This window comes from Planomonospora algeriensis, assembly GCF_977012225.1.
Map to the genome: position 1 here is coordinate 1 of NZ_CDRNDK010000108.1, position 16,018 is coordinate 16,018.

A 16,018-nucleotide genomic window follows, 5' to 3' on the forward strand; every position below is an offset into this window, starting at 1 on the left:
GGCTGCGGGCCGCGCTGATCCTGCCCGCGATGCTGGCCGTGGTCGCGGTCGCGGGCGGCGGCCGGGAGCGGTCGGCCGGCGTCGCCGTCTGGATGGCCTCCGGGGCGGCGGCACTGGCCCTCGGCCCGGTCGTGGGCGGTTATCTCGCCCAGCACGCCCACTGGAGCTGGATCTTCCTGCTCAACGTGCCCCTCGGTGTGCTGTGCGTGGCCCTCGCGGCGGTCGCCGTACCCGAGTCGCGCGACGAGACCGCCGCCCGCGTCGACGTGCCGGGGGTCGTGACCTCGATCGTCGTGCTGTCGGCGGGCACGTTCGGCCTGACCTTCGCCGCCGAGCTGGGCTGGACCTCACCGGTCATCCTGGGCGCGCTGGCGGTCGGTGCGGCCTCGGCCGTGGCCTTCGCGGTCGTGGAGCGCCTGGGCCGCGACCCCATGGTGGACCTGGCGCTGTTCCGGGCGCGGGCGTTCACCGGCGGAGTGATCGCCCAGGTGCTCTGGGGGCTGGGCGTCAACGGGGTGTTCTTCTTCACGGCGCTCTTCCTCCAGGGGGTGCTCGGCTTCAGCCCCACCGCCTCGGGACTCGCCTTCGTGCCGCTGGCGCTGCTCGTCGCCGTGGTCACGCCGCTGGTCCCGCTCGCCGAGCGCCGTCTCGGCGCGGCCCGCACGGTCGCGCTGGGGCTCGTGCTGGTGGCGGGCGGCATGGTCGCGGTGGCGTTCCTGCGGGCGGGCGACGGCTGGGCCGAGCTGCTGCCCGCCGTGTGCGTGATCGGGATCGGCTCGGCGCTGACCATGCCGCTGGGCTCGGCCGTGCTGGGCGCCGTGCCCGAGGGGCGCGCGGGCGTCGCGGGAGGGGTGTTCAGCGTCGCACGGGAGATGTCGGGGCTGTTCGGCATCGCGGTGGTCGGCGTGATCGTGAACGGCTCCGCCAGCTTCACCGCCGGCTACTCGACCGGCCTGCTCACCGCCGCCGCGCTGGTCGCCGCCGGAGCCGCCGTCAGTCTGGTGACGCTCCGGTGAGCGGCTCCCCGGCTCCGGTGACGCACCGTGTGGATCTCCTGGCGTACGGCGCGGGCCCCTCAGGCCCGGTGACGCTGCGATGAGGATCGCGGTCCTGGCGTTCGGGTCGCGGGGGGACACCCAGCCGTGCGTGGCACTGGGGTCCGGGCTCGCCGCGCGCGGGCACGGGGTGACCGTGGTCGCGGCGGGCCGGTACGGCGGGCTGGTCGAGGAGGCGGGGCTCGCGTTGAGCCCCCTCGGCGTGGACCCGCAGGGCATCGTGGAGTCCGAGGAGGGCCAGGCGTGGCTGCGGAGCGGGCCGGCCGGGTTCGCCCGGGGCTTCCGCCGGGTGGTGGAGCCGCTCGCCGAGCGGCTCGTCACCGAGGTGGACGCGGCCTGCTCCGGCGCGGACCTGGTGCTGGCCCCGGCGCTGGGCGGGATCGGGCACCACCTGTCCGAGCGGTACGGCATGCCGTACGCGCTGCTGCACTTCCAGCCGAGTGAGCCGACCCGGGCCTTCCCCAACCCGCTGGTCCCACTGCGCACGCTGGGCTCCTGGGGCAACCGGGGCAGCTACGCGCTGGTCGAGGGGCTGAGCGGACTGCTGCTCGGCCGGATGGCCGACCGGCTGCGGGCGCGGGTGCTCGGGCTCGGCCCCCTGCGGGGCGGCGTGTTCCGGCGGGCGCGGGCCGAGCGGGTGCCGGTGCTGTGCGGGGTGAGCCCTTCGGTCGTCGCCCGCCCGGTGGACTGGCCGGACCACGTCCACCTGACCGGCTACTGGTTCACCGAGCGTGCCTGGAGCCCGCCGCCGGAGCTGGAGGCGTTCCTGGCGGCGGGCCCGCCCCCGGTCTACGCGGGCTTCGGCAGCATGGTCCCCGCCGACCCGGCCGCGACGGCGCGGACGGTGGTGGCGGGCTGCGGGCGGCCGGGACGCGCGGGATCCTCCAGGGCCTGCCGTACGGCGGGGCGGACGACATGCTCGTGATCGGCGAGGCGGACCACGCGTGGCTGTTCCCCCGGACGGCGGCGTGGTGCACCACGGGGGCGCCGGGACGACGGCGGCCGGGCTCCGGGCCGGGGTGCCGTCGGTGGTGTGCCCGTTCTTCTCCGATCAGCCGTTCTGGGGCGCCCGGGTGGCCCTGCTGGGCGCCGGTCCCGCACCGCTGCCGGTCCGCAGGCTCACCGCCGCCGCGCTGGCCGGGCGGGTGGCGGCGGCCGTACGGGATCCGGGGATCCGGTCGGCGTCGGCCCGGCTGGGGGAGCGGCTGCGCGCTGAGGACGGGGTCGCGGAGGCGTGCGAGGCGCTGGGTGCTTGACCGACGTCGTTTCCGGTGGTCCTGGAACGACGTCGTTTCCGGTGATCGCCGGGGAACCGCCCGCAGCGCGGTGCACACCGCTCCGATTCCGGTCATGGCCTCTGATACCTGAACGTCTCCTGACAGAACCTGTCGGAACGCTGTTCGGACGGGAGCGATCTCGGTAGGGTTCCAGTAGATCGTTCTGTCTGCCATGCCAGGGAGTTCCACGACATGCGACTCACTCTGCGGCGGGCCGTCGCCGCCGGTTCGATGCTCGCGCTGATCGGTGCCGTGGCTCCCGCGGCGGCCGCCTACGCCCAGGACGAGCCCCGCAGCTGCCGGGACCTGCTCGCCGCGGACGCCCCGGCGTACGTCCAGTGCCACTGGCTGGCCACGCCCGAGGAGGCGGCCGGCGTCGCCCTGTTCTGGGGGGCGGACGACAACGCCAAGCTCAAGGAGGCGACGCCGTACCCGGGGTGGTTCATCGACTGCTCGGCGCCCGACAGCTCCTGCCCGGCCCCGCCGGACGGCGGCGCCGAGGGCGACGAGAACTCCCCGCTCCCCGAGGGCGCGGAGGAGGGCGGCACGCCCGAGTGCGAGGCCGGCGGCCAGGAGTGCGCCGTCGGCGGGTACGAGGCGGGCGGGGACGGCACGGTCGCCGGTCCCGAGACGGCGCCGGCACCCCGAAGACCGCGACCGCTCAGACGGCTCAGAACGGGCAGGCCGCTCAGACGGGTCAGGCCGCCGTGCGGCCGCCGACCGCGGCGGAGATCGCGGCGGCCGCGCAGACCCCCGGCGGCCAGGCCGTCACCGCGGCGAGGGCCACGGGCCTGCGGGTCTGGCTGGACACCGAGCTGGCCGACGACTGGAAGGCGGGTCCCGACGCCTTCGCCGCCGCGGTGAAGCGGGTCGGCGCGCTGGCCGCGCGTCCCGAGGTGGCCGGGATCCGGTTCTCCACCCAGCTCGGCTACGACACGACGTTCACCGCCCACGAGGAGGTCACGGCCTTCGTCGCAGCCGCCTCCGCCGCGCTGCGCCAGGCGGCCCCGGGCAAGCAGCTCGGCGTGCACACGGTCGTGCCGGAGTTCGCCTGCGGCGCCGTCGAGGCGTGCAAGACGGAGACGGCGAAGAAGTACCCGCTGCTGGCCCCGGAGCGGATCGAGTCCTACCTGAGCGCCGGGGGCGTCGACCAGCTCACCCTGGACGGCGGCCTGCTGCGCGGCGGCTACACGGCCTGGGGGATCGACGCCGAGACGGCCCGGCGCAACCAGTCGATCCAGCTCCGCGCCCGTGCCTGGGACGTGCTCACCCGGGTGGCCGCCGAGGAGACCGGACTCGTCGGCGACGTGAGCGCGCAGGAGGTCGCCGACCGGGTCTCCACCCCGCTCCGCGACGGCGCCGCCCAGCAGGTCAACGTCTGGACCCGGTTGCAGGACACCCAGGGCGTCGTCCGGCACCTCACCGCCTGGGACGCGCTGAAGAAGCTCGGCCCGCTGCAGCGCCGGATGGCCGCGGTCTACGACCCGGCCACCCCCGAGACGGACACGGCCGCCGACCTGAAGAGGATCGCCGAGGTCTTCGGCCAGGTCTACCTGACCACCGCCTGAACCACGCAGGACGCGGGCGGTCAGGCGTCGCGGCGGTCGAGCAGCACGGCGGCGGCGAGCAGCAGCAGCGTGGTCCAGGCGGTGAAGATCCCGTAGCCCTGCCATGGCGTGAGCAGGGCCTGGTCGCCGGGGACCGCCAAGGTGATCAGGCGGCCGGCCTCGGACGGCAGGTAGGCGTGGGCGTGGTCGCCGATGCGGCCGGGCAGCAGCCCGGCCAGCGGGGGCAGGACCAGGACGACTCCGAGAACCGCGGTGATGCCGCCCGCGGTGTGGCGCAGGATCGCGCCGACGGCCAAGGCGAACAGGCCGAGCATGGACAGGTACAGACCGCCGCCGAGGACGGCGCGCAGCACGCCGGGGTCGTCGAGGGAGACCGGAACCGCGCCGCGCAGGACGGCGGCGCCCAGGAAGAACGAGCCGAACGAGACCGCCGACCCGGTCAGCAGCGTCACCAGCCCGAGCACCAGGGCTTTCGCCGCGAGCATGGGCACCCGGCGGGGAACGGCCAGCAGGCTGGAGCGGATCGTTCCCGTGGCGTATTCGGAGCCGATCACCATGACGCCCAGGACGCAGACCGCGAACTGGCCGATGGACACGGAGGTGCTCAGGAACAGCGCGGTGGGATCGGCTGAGATCATCGCGCGCGTGGTCGCGTCATTGGTCTCCCACTGAACGGCGATGGCGGCCGAGAGAGCCGCGGAGAACCCGGCGGTGACCACCACGAGCAGCAGCAGCGACCACATCGTCGAGCGCACCGAGTGGAACTTGGTCCACTCGGCGCGGACCAGGCCCCGGAACCCGGCCGAAGGCGTGGCCGTCGGAGCGGCGACCGCGGTCATACGGTTCCTCCTGAGGGGTGAGCGTCGTATTCGAGGCTGTCACGGGTCAGGTCCATGAACGCCGCCTCAAGCGAGCGGTGCTGAGGGGCGAGCTCGTGCAGGACGAAGCCGCCGGCGGCGGCCAGCTCGCCGATCCGGGCCGCTTCGAGGCCTTCGACGCGCAGGCCGCCGTCGGCCTGCCGGGCCACCACGCCGCCCTCACCGATGAGCACATCGGCCAGAGGACCGGCGCCGGGGCTGCGCACGAGCACGGACGGCCGGCTGTTGCGCCGGATGAAGTCACTCATCGAGCAGTCGGCCATCAGGCGGCCCCGGCCGATCACGACGAGGTGGTCGGCGGTGACGGCCATCTCGTTCATCAGGTGGCTGGAGACGAAGACCAGCCGGCCCTCGGCCGCCAGACGCCTCATCAGGGCGCGGATCCAGACCACGCCCTCGGGGTCCAGGCCGTTGACCGGTTCGTCCAGTACCAGGACCGACGGATCGCCCAGCAGCGCCGCGGCCAGGCCCAGTCGCTGACTCATGCCCAGGGAGAAGCCGCCGGCGCGTCTGCGGGCGGCGTCGGCCAAGCCGGTCAGGTCGAGGACCTCCCCGACCCGGCGGCGGGGGATCCCCTGGGCCTGGGCCAGGTGCAGGAGGTGGTGGTACGCACTGCGGCCGCCGTGCACCGCGCGGGCCTCCAGCAGCGCGCCGACCGTGTGCAGGGGCCGGTGCAGATGCCGGTAGGGGCGTCCGGAGATGGTGGCGGTGCCCGAGGTGGGGTGGTCCAGGCCCAGCAGCAGGCGCATGGTCGTCGACTTCCCGGCCCCGTTGGGGCCGAGGAAGCCGGTCACCCTGCCCGGCTCCACGGTGAAGGACAGGTCGTCCACCGCGAGCTTGTCGCCGTAGCGCTTGGTCAGGTTCTCGACTTCGATCATTGATGGGTCCAGGGGGTCGGCGGTGGCGGAGATGTGACCGGCGGAACCGGCCGGGCGATCAGATCAACCCGAGTTCGCGGCCCATCCGGACCGCGTCCACCCGGGTGCGGGCATTGAGCTTCGAGACGATCCTGCTCAGGTTGTTGCGAACGGTTCCCGTGGCCAGGCACAGCTGGTCGGCGATCGTGGTCACGTCGGCTCCGTCGGCGGCCATCCGCAGCACGTCGACCTCCCGCGCGGTGAGTCGTTCGACGAGCTGCGGGGCGGTGAACCGGTAATCCATGACCGTGTAGCCGGCCGACAGACTGCGAATGGACTCCAGCAGCCGGTTGGCCGGGGCGTCCTTGAGGAGGAACCCCGATGCTCTGGCTGTCGCCGCCCGGCCCGCGATCCACGCGCTCGCCGTACCGCTCAAGATCAGTGCTCGGCAGGCGGGGGCCCGGACGGCCAGCTGGGCGGCGGCTTCGAAACCCCCGGGGCCGAGGGAGTCCACGTCCAGGACCGCGACGGTGGCGCGATTGTTCAAGGCACAGGTCACAATGTCGCCGGCCCGGCTGACGTCCCCCACGACGTCGATGCCCGGCGCGGTGTGCAACAGGGACACCAGGGCGCTGCGTGTCATCGCCCAGCTGTCCGCAACCATGGTTTTGATCATTTCGGGCCTCCCTGACGGACATGTGGAAGTGAAGACTGAAGGTGAACGGCCCCGCACGGACGTGGGAAAGGATCAGGAGCCGGCCGGGTCCCCGTCGGAAGCACAGGGGGGCGCTTCTGCGTCATGATCGTTCAGAAGCATGTCGAGGGCGATGGGAACCACGTCCGCGCCGCAGTACGCGATCGTCCATCCCGTCAGGCCGCCGACGTCGAGGACGTGGTAGAGCATGGCATGTGTGCCGTTCTCCGCATGTCGGAGGCCGGTGGCCGTCACGTACAGCACCAGCGACAGTCCCTCCTGGTCGACGCGGATGTAGACGTGCCTGATCGTGGCATCGGCGGAGGCGCCGGAATAGAGCAGGACCCGCAGGCGATCCAGGTCGGGTGGTTCGGCGCCGCAAGGGGGCGCCAGCAGATGAGCGGTGACGACGTACATGACTACCTTCTCGAACGAACAGGCCGGGCGGATGAGCTTGGGCGGGCCATTCGATTCAGTGGAGCAGTTGGACGTCCCAGTTGTTTCCATCGCTGTGGCAGATACGGTGAATCGTCAGGTGGATGTGCTTGGACTGTTTCCTGGCGGTTCCGGGGGCGGCGCAGAATCCACGGCCGTGATTTCCGTCGCCTTTGGCTGAAGGAGAGAAGTCGAAAGTGGATGCCGAGGCGGTTGCGGTGCTCAACGTGCCGATGATGATTCCGGACGCAACGGCGGAGGCGATGACGCGGGCAACTCGGTCGATAAGTTCCACTTCTGCTCCTTCTCGGGTTCCGCTGGAGTTCCTGTCGAGGTGCGCGGGGGTGCCGGCCTCCCCGCTGAAAGGAGCATGCCATCCTCTCCGCCTGACCCTGAAGGGAAATGAATGGCGTCAAGTCGCCTGGCGTATTGTGGTCGCCCCGTGGCCGTGAACCGCTGGAGCGCTTGAAGGAGGGCTCGAACCCATGCAAGATCAAGTGCAGGGAAGACGGTGACGCCACAAGACGGGAGAGGCGAGTTGCTGGAGCCGCTGGGGCTCGATGAGGTGACGGAGAAGGTCTACCGCTTGTTACTCAGCCGACCCGGCGGTGACGAGGACGTCGATGCGCTCGCCGTCGAACTGCATGTAACGGCCGACCAGATCAGGGCCGCGTTCGACCATCTCGCCGAACTCGCTCTGCTGCGCCCTTCATGGGGGTCGCCCGGCCGGTTGCGACCGGTCAGTCCGGAAGCCGGGCTGCAGATTCTGGTACAGCGCCGCCAAGCCGAGATCCTGCGCCAGCAGCAGCAGATAGCCGAGGCGCAGGCCGCCATCACCGGCCTGGTCAACGAGTATGCCGGTCTGCGTCCGAGTGAGTCCCATCCCAGAGCTGAGCGGCTTGTGGGAATGGACGCGATCCACACCCGGATCGAGGAACTGGCGACCGGCGCGCAGGACGAGGTGGCCAGCTTCATGTCTCATCGCGCGCACGACGCCCGCGCACTGGAGGCGGGTAAACCTCTGGATCTGCAGGTCCGAGGGCGAGGCGTGCGGATGCGCACCGTCTGCCTGCACGGCATCCGCAACGACGCCGCGACTTTCGCCTACGCGCACTGGCTGACGGATATCGGTGCCGAAGTGCGTACAACTCCGACGTTGCCGGTCCGCATGCTCGTCTACGACCGGCGTGTCGCGTTGCTTCCGCTGGATGCGGGGGACCCCAAGAGAGGTGTCATCCAGGTCTCCGACACCGGGATCGTCACTGCGGTTCTGGCGCTGTTCGAACAGATATGGGAGGCCGCCACCCCGCTGGGGCAGAGCCGCGCGAAGGACGACACCGGGCTGTCGGCCCAGGAACGTGAGCTGCTCAAGCTGCTCTCCCAGGGAATGACCGACGAAGGCGCCGGGCGCCAGCTGGGGCTGTCGCAGCGCACCGTCAGCCGGATGATGGCCGCCATCATGGAGCGGCTGGATGCCCGAAGCCGGTTCGAGGCCGGAGTGCGTGCCACTAAACGCGGCTGGCTTTGACCGGCCCGCGCGGGAAGAACCACTCGGTCGACTCGCGCATGCCCCGGACCGCGATCGGCTGCTCGGCCGCTCCGGTCGCCGGGCGGAACCACCGGGTGCCGATCAGCCGTCTCCATCGGCAGGGCGGGCATTTCCCGCCTGGCCGATGGAGACGGCTGATCCGCTCCTACCGAAGGTAGCTGCGTACCGGGAGACCTGTCACCGTGCCGCCGGTCACCGGCCACCGCCGCAGGAGAACGGCTGCCACGCCGGCGAGAACGAGCCAGCCGACCACACCGGTGATGCTGGCGATCGCCGGGTTGTACGGCGCTTTCATGTCACCGACCAGGACGATCACCGTCGCGGAGCTGTTGAAGGCGGCGTGGGACATGGCCGCCGGCCACACGCTGCCGGTCCGGAGCCTGAGCCAGGCCAGGATGATCCCGTAGACCGTGCAGAGGCCGATCATCATCAATGCGGCCCACGCGCCGAGGTCGGGGTAGTTGTAGCCCAGCAGGGTGTACGGCGCGTGCCACGCCCCCCAGATCACCCCGGAGGCGAGGAGCGCGGGCCAGACGCCGTACCGCTGCAGCCGGGGCACCAGCCATCCGCGCCACCCCAGTTCCTCACCCAGCGCGGGCAGCAGGAGGAGCAGGGGCTCCAACAGGACGATCGAGGCCAGCTTGGGCAGGATCTCGAGCAGGGAATCGCTCAAGGGCTGGGAAGCAGGGGGGAGGCCCTGCACCTCGCGAAGCACGCTGAGCCCGTTGAGGTCGAGGGAGAGCAGACCGAGCAGGGCGCTGAGCGCCACGGCGGCGAACACCGCGACCGGTGTTCCGAACCAGGCCAGGCCGGTCAGCCGGATGGTGCGGCGCCTGTCGGGCCCCCACGTCAGCCCCGCCTCGCTGCGCCAGCTCCAGGGACGACCTGTGCGCCCGGCCGTCAGCCGGACGGCCAGCACGCCGACCGCGGGCAGGACCATCAGGGCGGCGGAGGTCAGGATGGAGGCGAGCGGGGACTCGAACGCGGAGCCCGGCCGCTCACCCTCCAGCCACAGTGGCAGGGCCACAAGCCAGGCGAGGCCGTAAGCGACGGTCAGGAAGACGGCCAGATCGGCATGCTCGCGGAGCTTCACGACAACCTCCTGGATCTCACCGGACGCCGGTCCGGAGTGGGGGGCTCCATTCTCCGGGACATTACGGCGCGATCGGCGATCGAGCACGCGGCGGTGGCTCCGGGAAGTCGGTGACGGTTGCGGGCGACGACCCGGTAGACGCCCTGGGCGATCCAGCGAACCGGAACCGAGGCCAGGACGGACCCTGCCGTCCTGGCCCATCCGCCGCCCTGGTACTTGAGCAGGGCGGCGAAGGCGAGGACACCCTGGTGAGGGTGATCGCCCCCGTCGATCCACTGGATCGCCCGCCGGCATTCCCGCTCGGTGAGCCCCAGCCGTACCAGATCGGCTTCCTGCCAGGGAACCGCCTCGGGCCAGGTGCCGACACGGCGCCGCAGCCAGGCCAGGCTCTTGAGGCAGAAACCGCAGTCACCGTCGTAGACGAGGAGGGCGTCGGTCTTCACGGCTTGGCCTCCGCGAGCAGACCCGGCGCGACGCCGGAGACCTGTGGACCGGTCGGTGACATGGCCGGGGAGGTCACCCGGCTCCGTATGGACAGCCACTTCCGCTTGACGGCGGAGTACTCGCGGTCGCTGATCAGGACGAGGTCGGTGGCCATCATGATGAGCGAGAAGAACGGCAGCCCCATGAGGACGCCGATTCCGGCGTGCATGCCCACCGCGCAGAGGAATCCCAGGAACCTGGTGACCCGGTTGAGCAGCAGCAGGGGAAAAGCGACCTGGAAGAAGACGGTGACGTAGGTGGCGATGGTGACCAGGGCGCCGTTCTCGTAGATGAGGCGGCTGAGCTCCGGCCATGGGCTGAACTCCGCCACGCGGAGGATGTAGTAAAGCGCCGTGCCTTCTTGCCAGTGCTCACCCTGGACCTTGTACATGCCGGCTGCGAGATAGACCACGCTCACCTGGAAGACGACCGCGGCCAGAGCGACGTTGTGGAAGGTCGTGGCGACGGAACGCAGCGTGCCGTCCGTCTGCCTGGGAGATCGGCGAGCCTGGCGGCGGGCGTCCAGGGAGAACCTGGCCGAGACGTTCGCGAACATCAGGTAGACGAGGACGATCCTCATCAGGTTGTCGCCGCCGTCCATCACGTACGGGTTGCGCTCGTACCATGACCACAGCAGCAGCCACAGCATCGGCGTGATGATCCGCGTTCGCCAGCCGAGCAGGAACAGCAGGGCCGCAGCCATGAGCGCGTGGTACAGGACCTCGCTCGCGATCGTTGAGTCCGAGAGCGCGTATAGGGAGAACGAACCCTGGTTCGTGAGCTGCTGCAGGAACTCCTCCCAGGTGAAGAGAGCCGAGGGGCCCCACAACTCGTCCCGTACGCCGTAATTGACGACCAGCATGCCGAGTATCACGGCGCCGTACATGACGCGCAGCAGCGACAGCCCCGTCCGGCCGTGAACCGTGGTGGTCAGGGTTCGGATCCCGGACGTGATCTGCCGAGCACTCCACCGCCGCGCATCGTGCGCCGCGACTCCGAAGAACTTGATCATGATTTCGCCTCCGCGGTAGGCCACCAGCCAAGGGTCCAGTGCCGGATCTCCCCCACGTCCGGGTTGGCGCGTTGCGAGAATCGCGGGAACTCGTGCCGTACGACACGGATCTGAACCGCGGTGACCTCCTCGCCCCAGTGCGCCTCGGCGGCCTTCACCGCTATGTGGGCCAGCACCCTTCTCATCTGGAGGATGGTCTGGCGCATGCCGGGATTGGTCCGCTTCAACTCCTCGGAGGTGGGTTCGAAGTCGGCGGGAGCCGATACGGTGACCGGCTCGTCGGGCGCGTACGCGGGAAGGCCGGCCCGGGCCCGATCCTCTTCGGCCAGCTCCCTGCGCATGACGCTCACCTGCTGCGTGTAGAGGGTCAGGATCGTGGAAGCCATCCTCGCGGTGCGGTCGGGAACGGGTGAGTGCAGCACCTTGTCGAGATTGAGGCTCGTGACATCGAGGAACTGCGTCTGGGACTTCTTCCCCGACGGTCCGGCGAGATTCGCCCGCACCAGCATGCCCATATCGCTCTCGACCGGGTCGGGGGAGAAGAGCTGCCAGTTCTGGCCGAAGACCGGTCTCATGTACGACTCGACCAGGGACCGTCCTGCGATCCCCAAGTAGTTGTCCGGGGAAACGAAAAGGAACGTCATGGCCGCATGTGCGGTGAAAAGCGTTCCAGCGATCGTGACGGCGAGTGCGACAATGGTCCTTCTGAATCGCTTGCGCATCTGTTCTACATGCCTCTCCGCTGATGACGGCATGGGAGGCGGCCGCGGAAACGGGGCGCGGCCGCCTCCCATATGCCGACTGTGCGCCGGACTAGTCGAGAGCCTTCATGTCGGGAGCCTCCCGGCCGTCGAAGCACATGTTGCCCTTGGTGTGGCAACCGTTGGCCGCATCCACGACCTGGATGGCGACCACCTGCCAGAGAACCTGGCCGATCACCCCCGGGAAGTTCGCCGACTGCACGTTGCCCGCGTTCGTGACGGTGGGGTCGCCGGCGGCCTGGGCGAAGGCCGTGCTCGCCGTCGTGGAGGTGCTGGTGGCGCTGGCGGCGCCCCCCATCGCGGTCAGCGCGGCGACCGCGGCGACGATGGTCAGCGCCGTACGCTTCAGACTCATTTCTTTCTCCTTCTGATGCGATGGAAATATTTTTGGCGGTGGAGGGCGGATCCGCGGGCCCGGAACTCCACTGAGTGGTTCGGTTTCTTTTCCGTGGATCGCCGTCTTCGTTCTGGTCATAGATTCGCATTCGGGGTGGGTGACGGGTAGATCGTTTCTAACGATTGCGCGTGAATATGAAATGCCGCGCACGGTGACGAATGCACGGGTCCGGTGTGGTGTCCGGCCCGCAGGTGACAGAGGCGCCCGCGCCCGGGGAGAGGCAGGTCCGGTCGGGCAGCGCCGACTGCCGGCCGCCGAGCGCGGGGATGACGCGCGCCGTACGGCGCGGACCTCCGCCAGGTCCTTGTCGACCGGTTCCCGCAGCCGGAAGATGATCCGGAGGCCGGCCGCGTGCCGGTGGAGAGCCTGTGCGAAGCCGTCCGACGGCCGTTCCACGTCCCGACCCGTCAAGGAGCGCGATTCCCATGCCCGATTTCGTCGGTGCCGTCGACCAGGGGACGACGAGCACCCGCTTCATGATCTTCGACCACGGTGGGAACGAGGTCGCCCGGCACCAGCTGGAGCACGAGCAGATCCTGCCGCGGGCCGGCTGGGTGGAGCACAACCCCACCGAGATCTGGGAGCGCACCAGGTCGGTGATCGAGACCGCGCTGAACCGGGCGAACCTGGCCGCCTCCGACCTGGCCGCGCTGGGCGTCACCAACCAGCGGGAGACCACGCTGGTGTGGAACCGCAGGACCGGCAGGCCGTACTACAACGCCATCGTCTGGCAGGACACCCGGACCGACCGGATCGCCGCCGCGCTGGACCGCGACGGCCGGGGCGACGTCATCCGGCACCGCGCCGGGCTGCCCCCGGCGACCTACTTCTCCGGCGGCAAGCTCCAGTGGATCCTGGAGAACGTCGACGGCGTGCGCGCGGCGGCCGAGGCGGGCGACGCGCTCTTCGGCACCACCGACACCTGGCTGCTGTGGAACCTCACCGGCGGCCCCGACGGCGGCGTGCACGTCACCGACCCGACCAACGCCGGCCGCACCATGCTCATGGACCTGGAGACCCTGGACTGGGACGACGAGCTGCTCTCGTTCTTCGGCGTCCCCCGCGCGATGCTGCCGGAGATCAAGCCGTCCTCCCACCCGGGCCTGTACGGCGTGACCCGGGCGGCCGGGCCGCTCGGCGGCGAGGTGCCCCTCTCCGGCGACCTCGGCGACCAGCAGGCCGCGACCGTCGGGCAGGTCTGCTTCGCCCCCGGCGAGGCCAAGAACACCTACGGCACCGGCAACTTCCTGCTGCTCAACACCGGTCAGGAGCTCGTCCGCTCCGAGCACGGCCTGCTCACCACCGTCTGCTACCGGTTCGGCGACGACAAGCCGGTCTACGCGCTGGAGGGCTCGATCGCGGTCACCGGCTCGGCGGTGCAGTGGCTCCGCGACCAGCTCGGCATCATCTCCGGCGCGGCGCAGAGCGAGTCGCTGGCCCGGCAGGTGGACGACAACGGCGGCGTCTACTTCGTGCCCGCCTTCTCCGGCCTGTTCGCGCCGTACTGGCGCTCCGACGCCCGCGGCGCCATCGTCGGCCTGTCCCGCTACAACACCAACGCGCACCTGGCCCGGGCCACGCTGGAGTCGATCTGCTACCAGACCCGGGACGTGGTCGAGGCGATGCAGCAGGACTCCGGCGTGGTGCTCGACGTGCTCCGGGTGGACGGCGGGGTCACCGCCAACGACCTGTGCATGCAGCTGCAGGCCGACATCCTCGGCGTGCCGGTCTCCAAGCCGGTCGTGGCCGAGACCACGGCGCTCGGCGCCGCCTACGCCGCCGGGCTGGCCGTCGGCTTCTGGTCGTCGACCGAGGAGCTGAGGAGCAACTGGCGCGAGGACCGCCGCTGGGAACCGGGCTGGTCCGACGAGCGGCGCTCCCGCGGCTACGCCGGCTGGCGCAAGGCCGTCACCCGGACCCTGGACTGGGTGGACGTCGACTGAGCCCCGAAGGACCCCCTGCGCAGGAGGGGTCCGGCGGCCACGTGCGGCCGGGATCGGGGCCGACCGCGAACTGCACCTTGTCCAGGGTGTTCATCTGAGAGCTGTGGACGTACCAGTCTCCCGGGGCCGACGGCCGGGGTTTCCAGCCAGGAGCGGAGACGAACTCCGCGCGCAGGCCCCGCTCGCGGAGCAGCGGCAGGACCTCGGCGACGGTCTTGTTGACGTAGGGGACGCAGTGGAGGGGCTCGCCGCGCATGTCGGCGGGGAGCCAGGCCCAGTACCGCTCTCCGGGACGCGCCTGCCTGCCGAGGATGACCTCGGCCTCGTGCCGGTAGCCCACCGGGATCCTCAGGCCGATCGGGCACCTGGAGGGCTCCGTGCACGAGGCGGTCGCCTTGATGGTCTGGATGCCGCCCCCGGCGGGTACCGGCCTCCCCTTCTTCTGGAGGTCCACGGCGCCGGCGACCAGCACGGTGCCCGCCATGCCCCGGGACGTCGGCTCGAGGCTGAGCCTGATGCCCAGGCCGAGGGCCTTGAGCTCGGACTCGTATCTGGCCGGGTCGGCGAACAGGTCCTTCACGGTGATGACGTAGTGGTCGCCGTCCCGCTTGATGTCCAGGGCGGCGGAGGCCGGTTTCGAGCCGATGCCCGCGATGTCGGGCAGCGCCCCCGGCGGAGTCGAGTTCCCGGGCGAGCCGTTTGCGGGCCCGGTGCAGCCGGAGGCGTACGGCCCCGCGCGAGCAGCCCAGCACGGTCGCGATCTCCCCGGTGTCCAGGCCCTCCCAGCTGACCAGGGCGAGCAGCTCCCGGTCGTCGGCGCTCAGCCGCCCGAACGCCTCCCGCACCCCGCCCGGGTCGTGCCCGGTGTTTCCGAGGCCTCCGACGTCGCCGGTGTGCTCGGCCCAGCCGGCGAGCTCGGCGCGGAGCCGTACGGCCAGCTCGGCCCGGCGGTCCGCGGCCCGTCGGCCGTTGGCCAGCACGCGCCGGGCCGTGCCGTACAGCCACAGGCGGGCGGCGTGCCCCCGGGGGATGTCGTCCAGGCGCCGCCAGGCCGTGGTGAACGTCTCGGCGAGCGCGTCGACGGCGTCGTCGGGGGAGGCGGTACGGCGGCGCACGTAGGCGAGGAGATCGGGATAGTGCGCGGTGTAGATCTCCTCGAAGCGCCGCTCGGGGTCAGGGGGGCCCACATTGCTTCCTTTCGCCGGGGACTCGTCACCCCGTACGTGTCCGGCAACGGAACTCCGTTTCCCGCCTGTCCTGACTTTCTCAGAAAAAGGGGGCGATCCGCGCTCTGCCGCACAGGATCCCTAACTGAGGAAGTGCACTTCCAGCTCACCGTCGAGCAGGCTCGCCGACCGCCCGAGGAAGCCGGTGATGTGCGAAGACTCCAGGTTCGCGGCGTGGTCCTCGGAGCCGCGCCACACCTCGTAGAACCAGAAGCGCGCGGGCTCGCCCACCTCGGTGTGCAGGTCGTACGTCAGGCAGCCCGGCGCTTGCCGGGTCGGTGCGACGAGCGTCGTCAAGGCGTCGTGCAGGGCGGTTTCGCAACCGGCCTTCGCACGCATCCGCGCGATGACGGTCAAGGGGGTCTTCGTCGGTGTCATGGCGTTCTCCTCCGCGATACGGGCCCCGCAACGGGGCCGGTCCAGAGGTTACGGCGAAGTGGTCCGGTGATACATTCCATTCAAATGCCATTAAACCGGACCAATCGCATCACGGGGCTTCTCCTCGACGTGCCCGACGACGGGCGGGCGCTGCACGAACGCCTGACGGCCGCGATCAGAGCCGCCATTCTGGCGGGACGCCTCGGCCCCGGCGACGCGCTGCCCCCGAGCCGGGTGCTCGCCGAGGAGCTGAACTGCTCGCGCTGGGTCGTCAACGAGGCGTACGTGCAGCTCGTCGCCGAAGGGCACCTCACGGCACGGCAGGGGTCGGGCACGCGGGTGGCGCCGCACGCGCCCACGCGACCGGCGGTCCCGCCGGCCGGGGTCTCCGCGCGGGCGCCCTCGCCGATCG

19 protein-coding genes and 1 pseudogene are annotated in these 16,018 nt (G+C 71.0%); 7 read left to right on the forward strand and 13 right to left on the reverse strand.

Annotated features, from left to right (window positions below; all coding sequences use genetic code 11):
- From ACWJ6R_RS14000 to ACWJ6R_RS14015, 4 genes are all read left to right on the forward strand, one after another.
- The coding region (locus ACWJ6R_RS14000; protein ID WP_449062634.1) for an MFS transporter at window positions 1-1,016 on the forward strand (1,016 nt) is incomplete at its 5' end.
- A 79-nt stretch (window positions 1,017-1,095) separates the two neighbouring features.
- Complete coding sequence (locus tag ACWJ6R_RS14005; protein WP_449062635.1) at window positions 1,096-1,980, forward strand: glycosyltransferase; 885 nt, start codon at window positions 1,096-1,098, stop codon at window positions 1,978-1,980.
- 19 nt (window positions 1,981-1,999) lie between these two features.
- On the forward strand, window positions 2,000-2,311 hold the full coding sequence (locus tag ACWJ6R_RS14010) for a glycosyltransferase (RefSeq protein ID WP_449062636.1): 312 nt from the start codon (window positions 2,000-2,002) through the stop codon (window positions 2,309-2,311).
- 728 nt (window positions 2,312-3,039) lie between these two features.
- On the forward strand, window positions 3,040-3,900 hold the full coding sequence (locus ACWJ6R_RS14015; protein WP_449062637.1) for a hypothetical protein: 861 nt from the start codon (window positions 3,040-3,042) through the stop codon (window positions 3,898-3,900).
- Between the two features lie 20 nt (window positions 3,901-3,920).
- Here ACWJ6R_RS14015 and ACWJ6R_RS14020 read toward each other — a convergent pair whose 3' ends face one another.
- The 5 genes from ACWJ6R_RS14020 to ACWJ6R_RS14040 all read right to left on the reverse strand — a co-directional run bounded on the left by ACWJ6R_RS14020 (window position 3,921) and on the right by ACWJ6R_RS14040 (window position 7,059).
- Window positions 3,921-4,739, reverse strand: a complete 819-nt coding sequence (locus tag ACWJ6R_RS14020; RefSeq protein ID WP_449062638.1) for an ABC transporter permease — start codon at window positions 4,737-4,739, stop codon at window positions 3,921-3,923.
- Window positions 4,736-5,656, reverse strand: a complete 921-nt coding sequence (locus tag ACWJ6R_RS14025; RefSeq protein ID WP_449062639.1) for an ABC transporter ATP-binding protein — start codon at window positions 5,654-5,656, stop codon at window positions 4,736-4,738. The genes ACWJ6R_RS14020 and ACWJ6R_RS14025 overlap by 4 nt, the downstream gene beginning before the upstream one ends.
- Before the next feature lie 58 nt (window positions 5,657-5,714).
- Window positions 5,715-6,311, reverse strand: a complete 597-nt coding sequence (locus ACWJ6R_RS14030) for a response regulator transcription factor (protein WP_449062640.1) — start codon at window positions 6,309-6,311, stop codon at window positions 5,715-5,717.
- Between the two features lie 72 nt (window positions 6,312-6,383).
- A complete protein-coding gene (locus ACWJ6R_RS14035; protein ID WP_449062641.1) occupies window positions 6,384-6,746 on the reverse strand; it encodes a hypothetical protein in 363 nt (120 codons plus the stop codon).
- Window positions 6,747-6,801: 55 nt separating this feature from the next.
- Window positions 6,802-7,059, reverse strand: coding sequence for a hypothetical protein (locus tag ACWJ6R_RS14040; protein WP_449062642.1), 258 nt, complete (start codon window positions 7,057-7,059; stop codon window positions 6,802-6,804).
- Between the two features lie 243 nt (window positions 7,060-7,302).
- On the opposite strand from ACWJ6R_RS14040, the gene ACWJ6R_RS14045 reads away from it, so the two are divergent.
- On the forward strand, window positions 7,303-8,292 hold the full coding sequence (locus ACWJ6R_RS14045; protein WP_449062643.1) for a LuxR C-terminal-related transcriptional regulator: 990 nt from the start codon (window positions 7,303-7,305) through the stop codon (window positions 8,290-8,292).
- Between the two features lie 166 nt (window positions 8,293-8,458).
- Here the strand turns inward: ACWJ6R_RS14045 and ACWJ6R_RS14050 are convergent, their stop codons facing one another.
- The 5 genes from ACWJ6R_RS14050 to ACWJ6R_RS14070 form a co-directional block, all read right to left on the reverse strand.
- A complete protein-coding gene (locus tag ACWJ6R_RS14050; RefSeq protein WP_449062644.1) occupies window positions 8,459-9,406 on the reverse strand; it encodes a CPBP family intramembrane glutamic endopeptidase in 948 nt (315 codons plus the stop codon).
- Complete coding sequence (locus ACWJ6R_RS14055) at window positions 9,403-9,849, reverse strand: thiol-disulfide oxidoreductase DCC family protein (protein ID WP_449062645.1); 447 nt, start codon at window positions 9,847-9,849, stop codon at window positions 9,403-9,405. Before ACWJ6R_RS14055 ends, ACWJ6R_RS14050 begins: the two co-directional genes overlap by 4 nt.
- The gene (locus ACWJ6R_RS14060; protein ID WP_449062646.1) at window positions 9,846-10,901 is read right to left on the reverse strand and encodes an HTTM domain-containing protein; all 1,056 of its coding nucleotides are present in this window, start codon (window positions 10,899-10,901) and stop codon (window positions 9,846-9,848) included. The genes ACWJ6R_RS14055 and ACWJ6R_RS14060 overlap by 4 nt, the downstream gene beginning before the upstream one ends.
- Window positions 10,898-11,623 carry a DUF5819 family protein gene (locus tag ACWJ6R_RS14065; protein ID WP_449062647.1) on the reverse strand — a complete coding sequence of 242 codons (726 nt, stop codon included), beginning with the start codon at window positions 11,621-11,623 and terminating at the stop codon, window positions 10,898-10,900. The genes ACWJ6R_RS14060 and ACWJ6R_RS14065 overlap by 4 nt, the downstream gene beginning before the upstream one ends.
- A gap of 91 nt (window positions 11,624-11,714) precedes the next feature.
- A complete protein-coding gene (locus ACWJ6R_RS14070; protein ID WP_449062648.1) occupies window positions 11,715-12,017 on the reverse strand; it encodes a hypothetical protein in 303 nt (100 codons plus the stop codon).
- Window positions 12,018-12,484: 467 nt separating this feature from the next.
- Between ACWJ6R_RS14070 and glpK the strand changes: the two genes are divergently transcribed.
- Window positions 12,485-14,002, forward strand: a complete 1,518-nt coding sequence (glpK, locus tag ACWJ6R_RS14075; RefSeq protein ID WP_449062649.1) for a glycerol kinase GlpK — start codon at window positions 12,485-12,487, stop codon at window positions 14,000-14,002.
- On the opposite strand, the gene ACWJ6R_RS14080 is transcribed toward glpK, so the two are convergent.
- The 3 genes and pseudogenes from ACWJ6R_RS14080 to ACWJ6R_RS14090 all read right to left on the reverse strand — a co-directional run bounded on the left by ACWJ6R_RS14080 (window position 13,968) and on the right by ACWJ6R_RS14090 (window position 15,606).
- Window positions 13,968-14,582 (reverse strand): hypothetical protein, encoded by a 615-nt coding sequence (locus ACWJ6R_RS14080; protein ID WP_449062652.1) that lies wholly within the window; start codon window positions 14,580-14,582, stop codon window positions 13,968-13,970. The genes glpK and ACWJ6R_RS14080 overlap by 35 nt on opposite strands.
- Before the next feature lie 109 nt (window positions 14,583-14,691).
- Window positions 14,692-15,189: pseudogene (locus tag ACWJ6R_RS14085) on the reverse strand (RNA polymerase sigma factor); the annotation flags it as partial.
- 120 nt (window positions 15,190-15,309) lie between these two features.
- Window positions 15,310-15,606 carry a putative quinol monooxygenase gene (locus tag ACWJ6R_RS14090; RefSeq protein WP_449062650.1) on the reverse strand — a complete coding sequence of 99 codons (297 nt, stop codon included), beginning with the start codon at window positions 15,604-15,606 and terminating at the stop codon, window positions 15,310-15,312.
- An 84-nt stretch (window positions 15,607-15,690) separates the two neighbouring features.
- Here ACWJ6R_RS14090 and ACWJ6R_RS14095 point away from each other — a divergent pair.
- Window positions 15,691-16,018: GntR family transcriptional regulator (locus ACWJ6R_RS14095; RefSeq protein ID WP_449062651.1), on the forward strand; the 328-nt coding region annotated here is incomplete at its 3' end.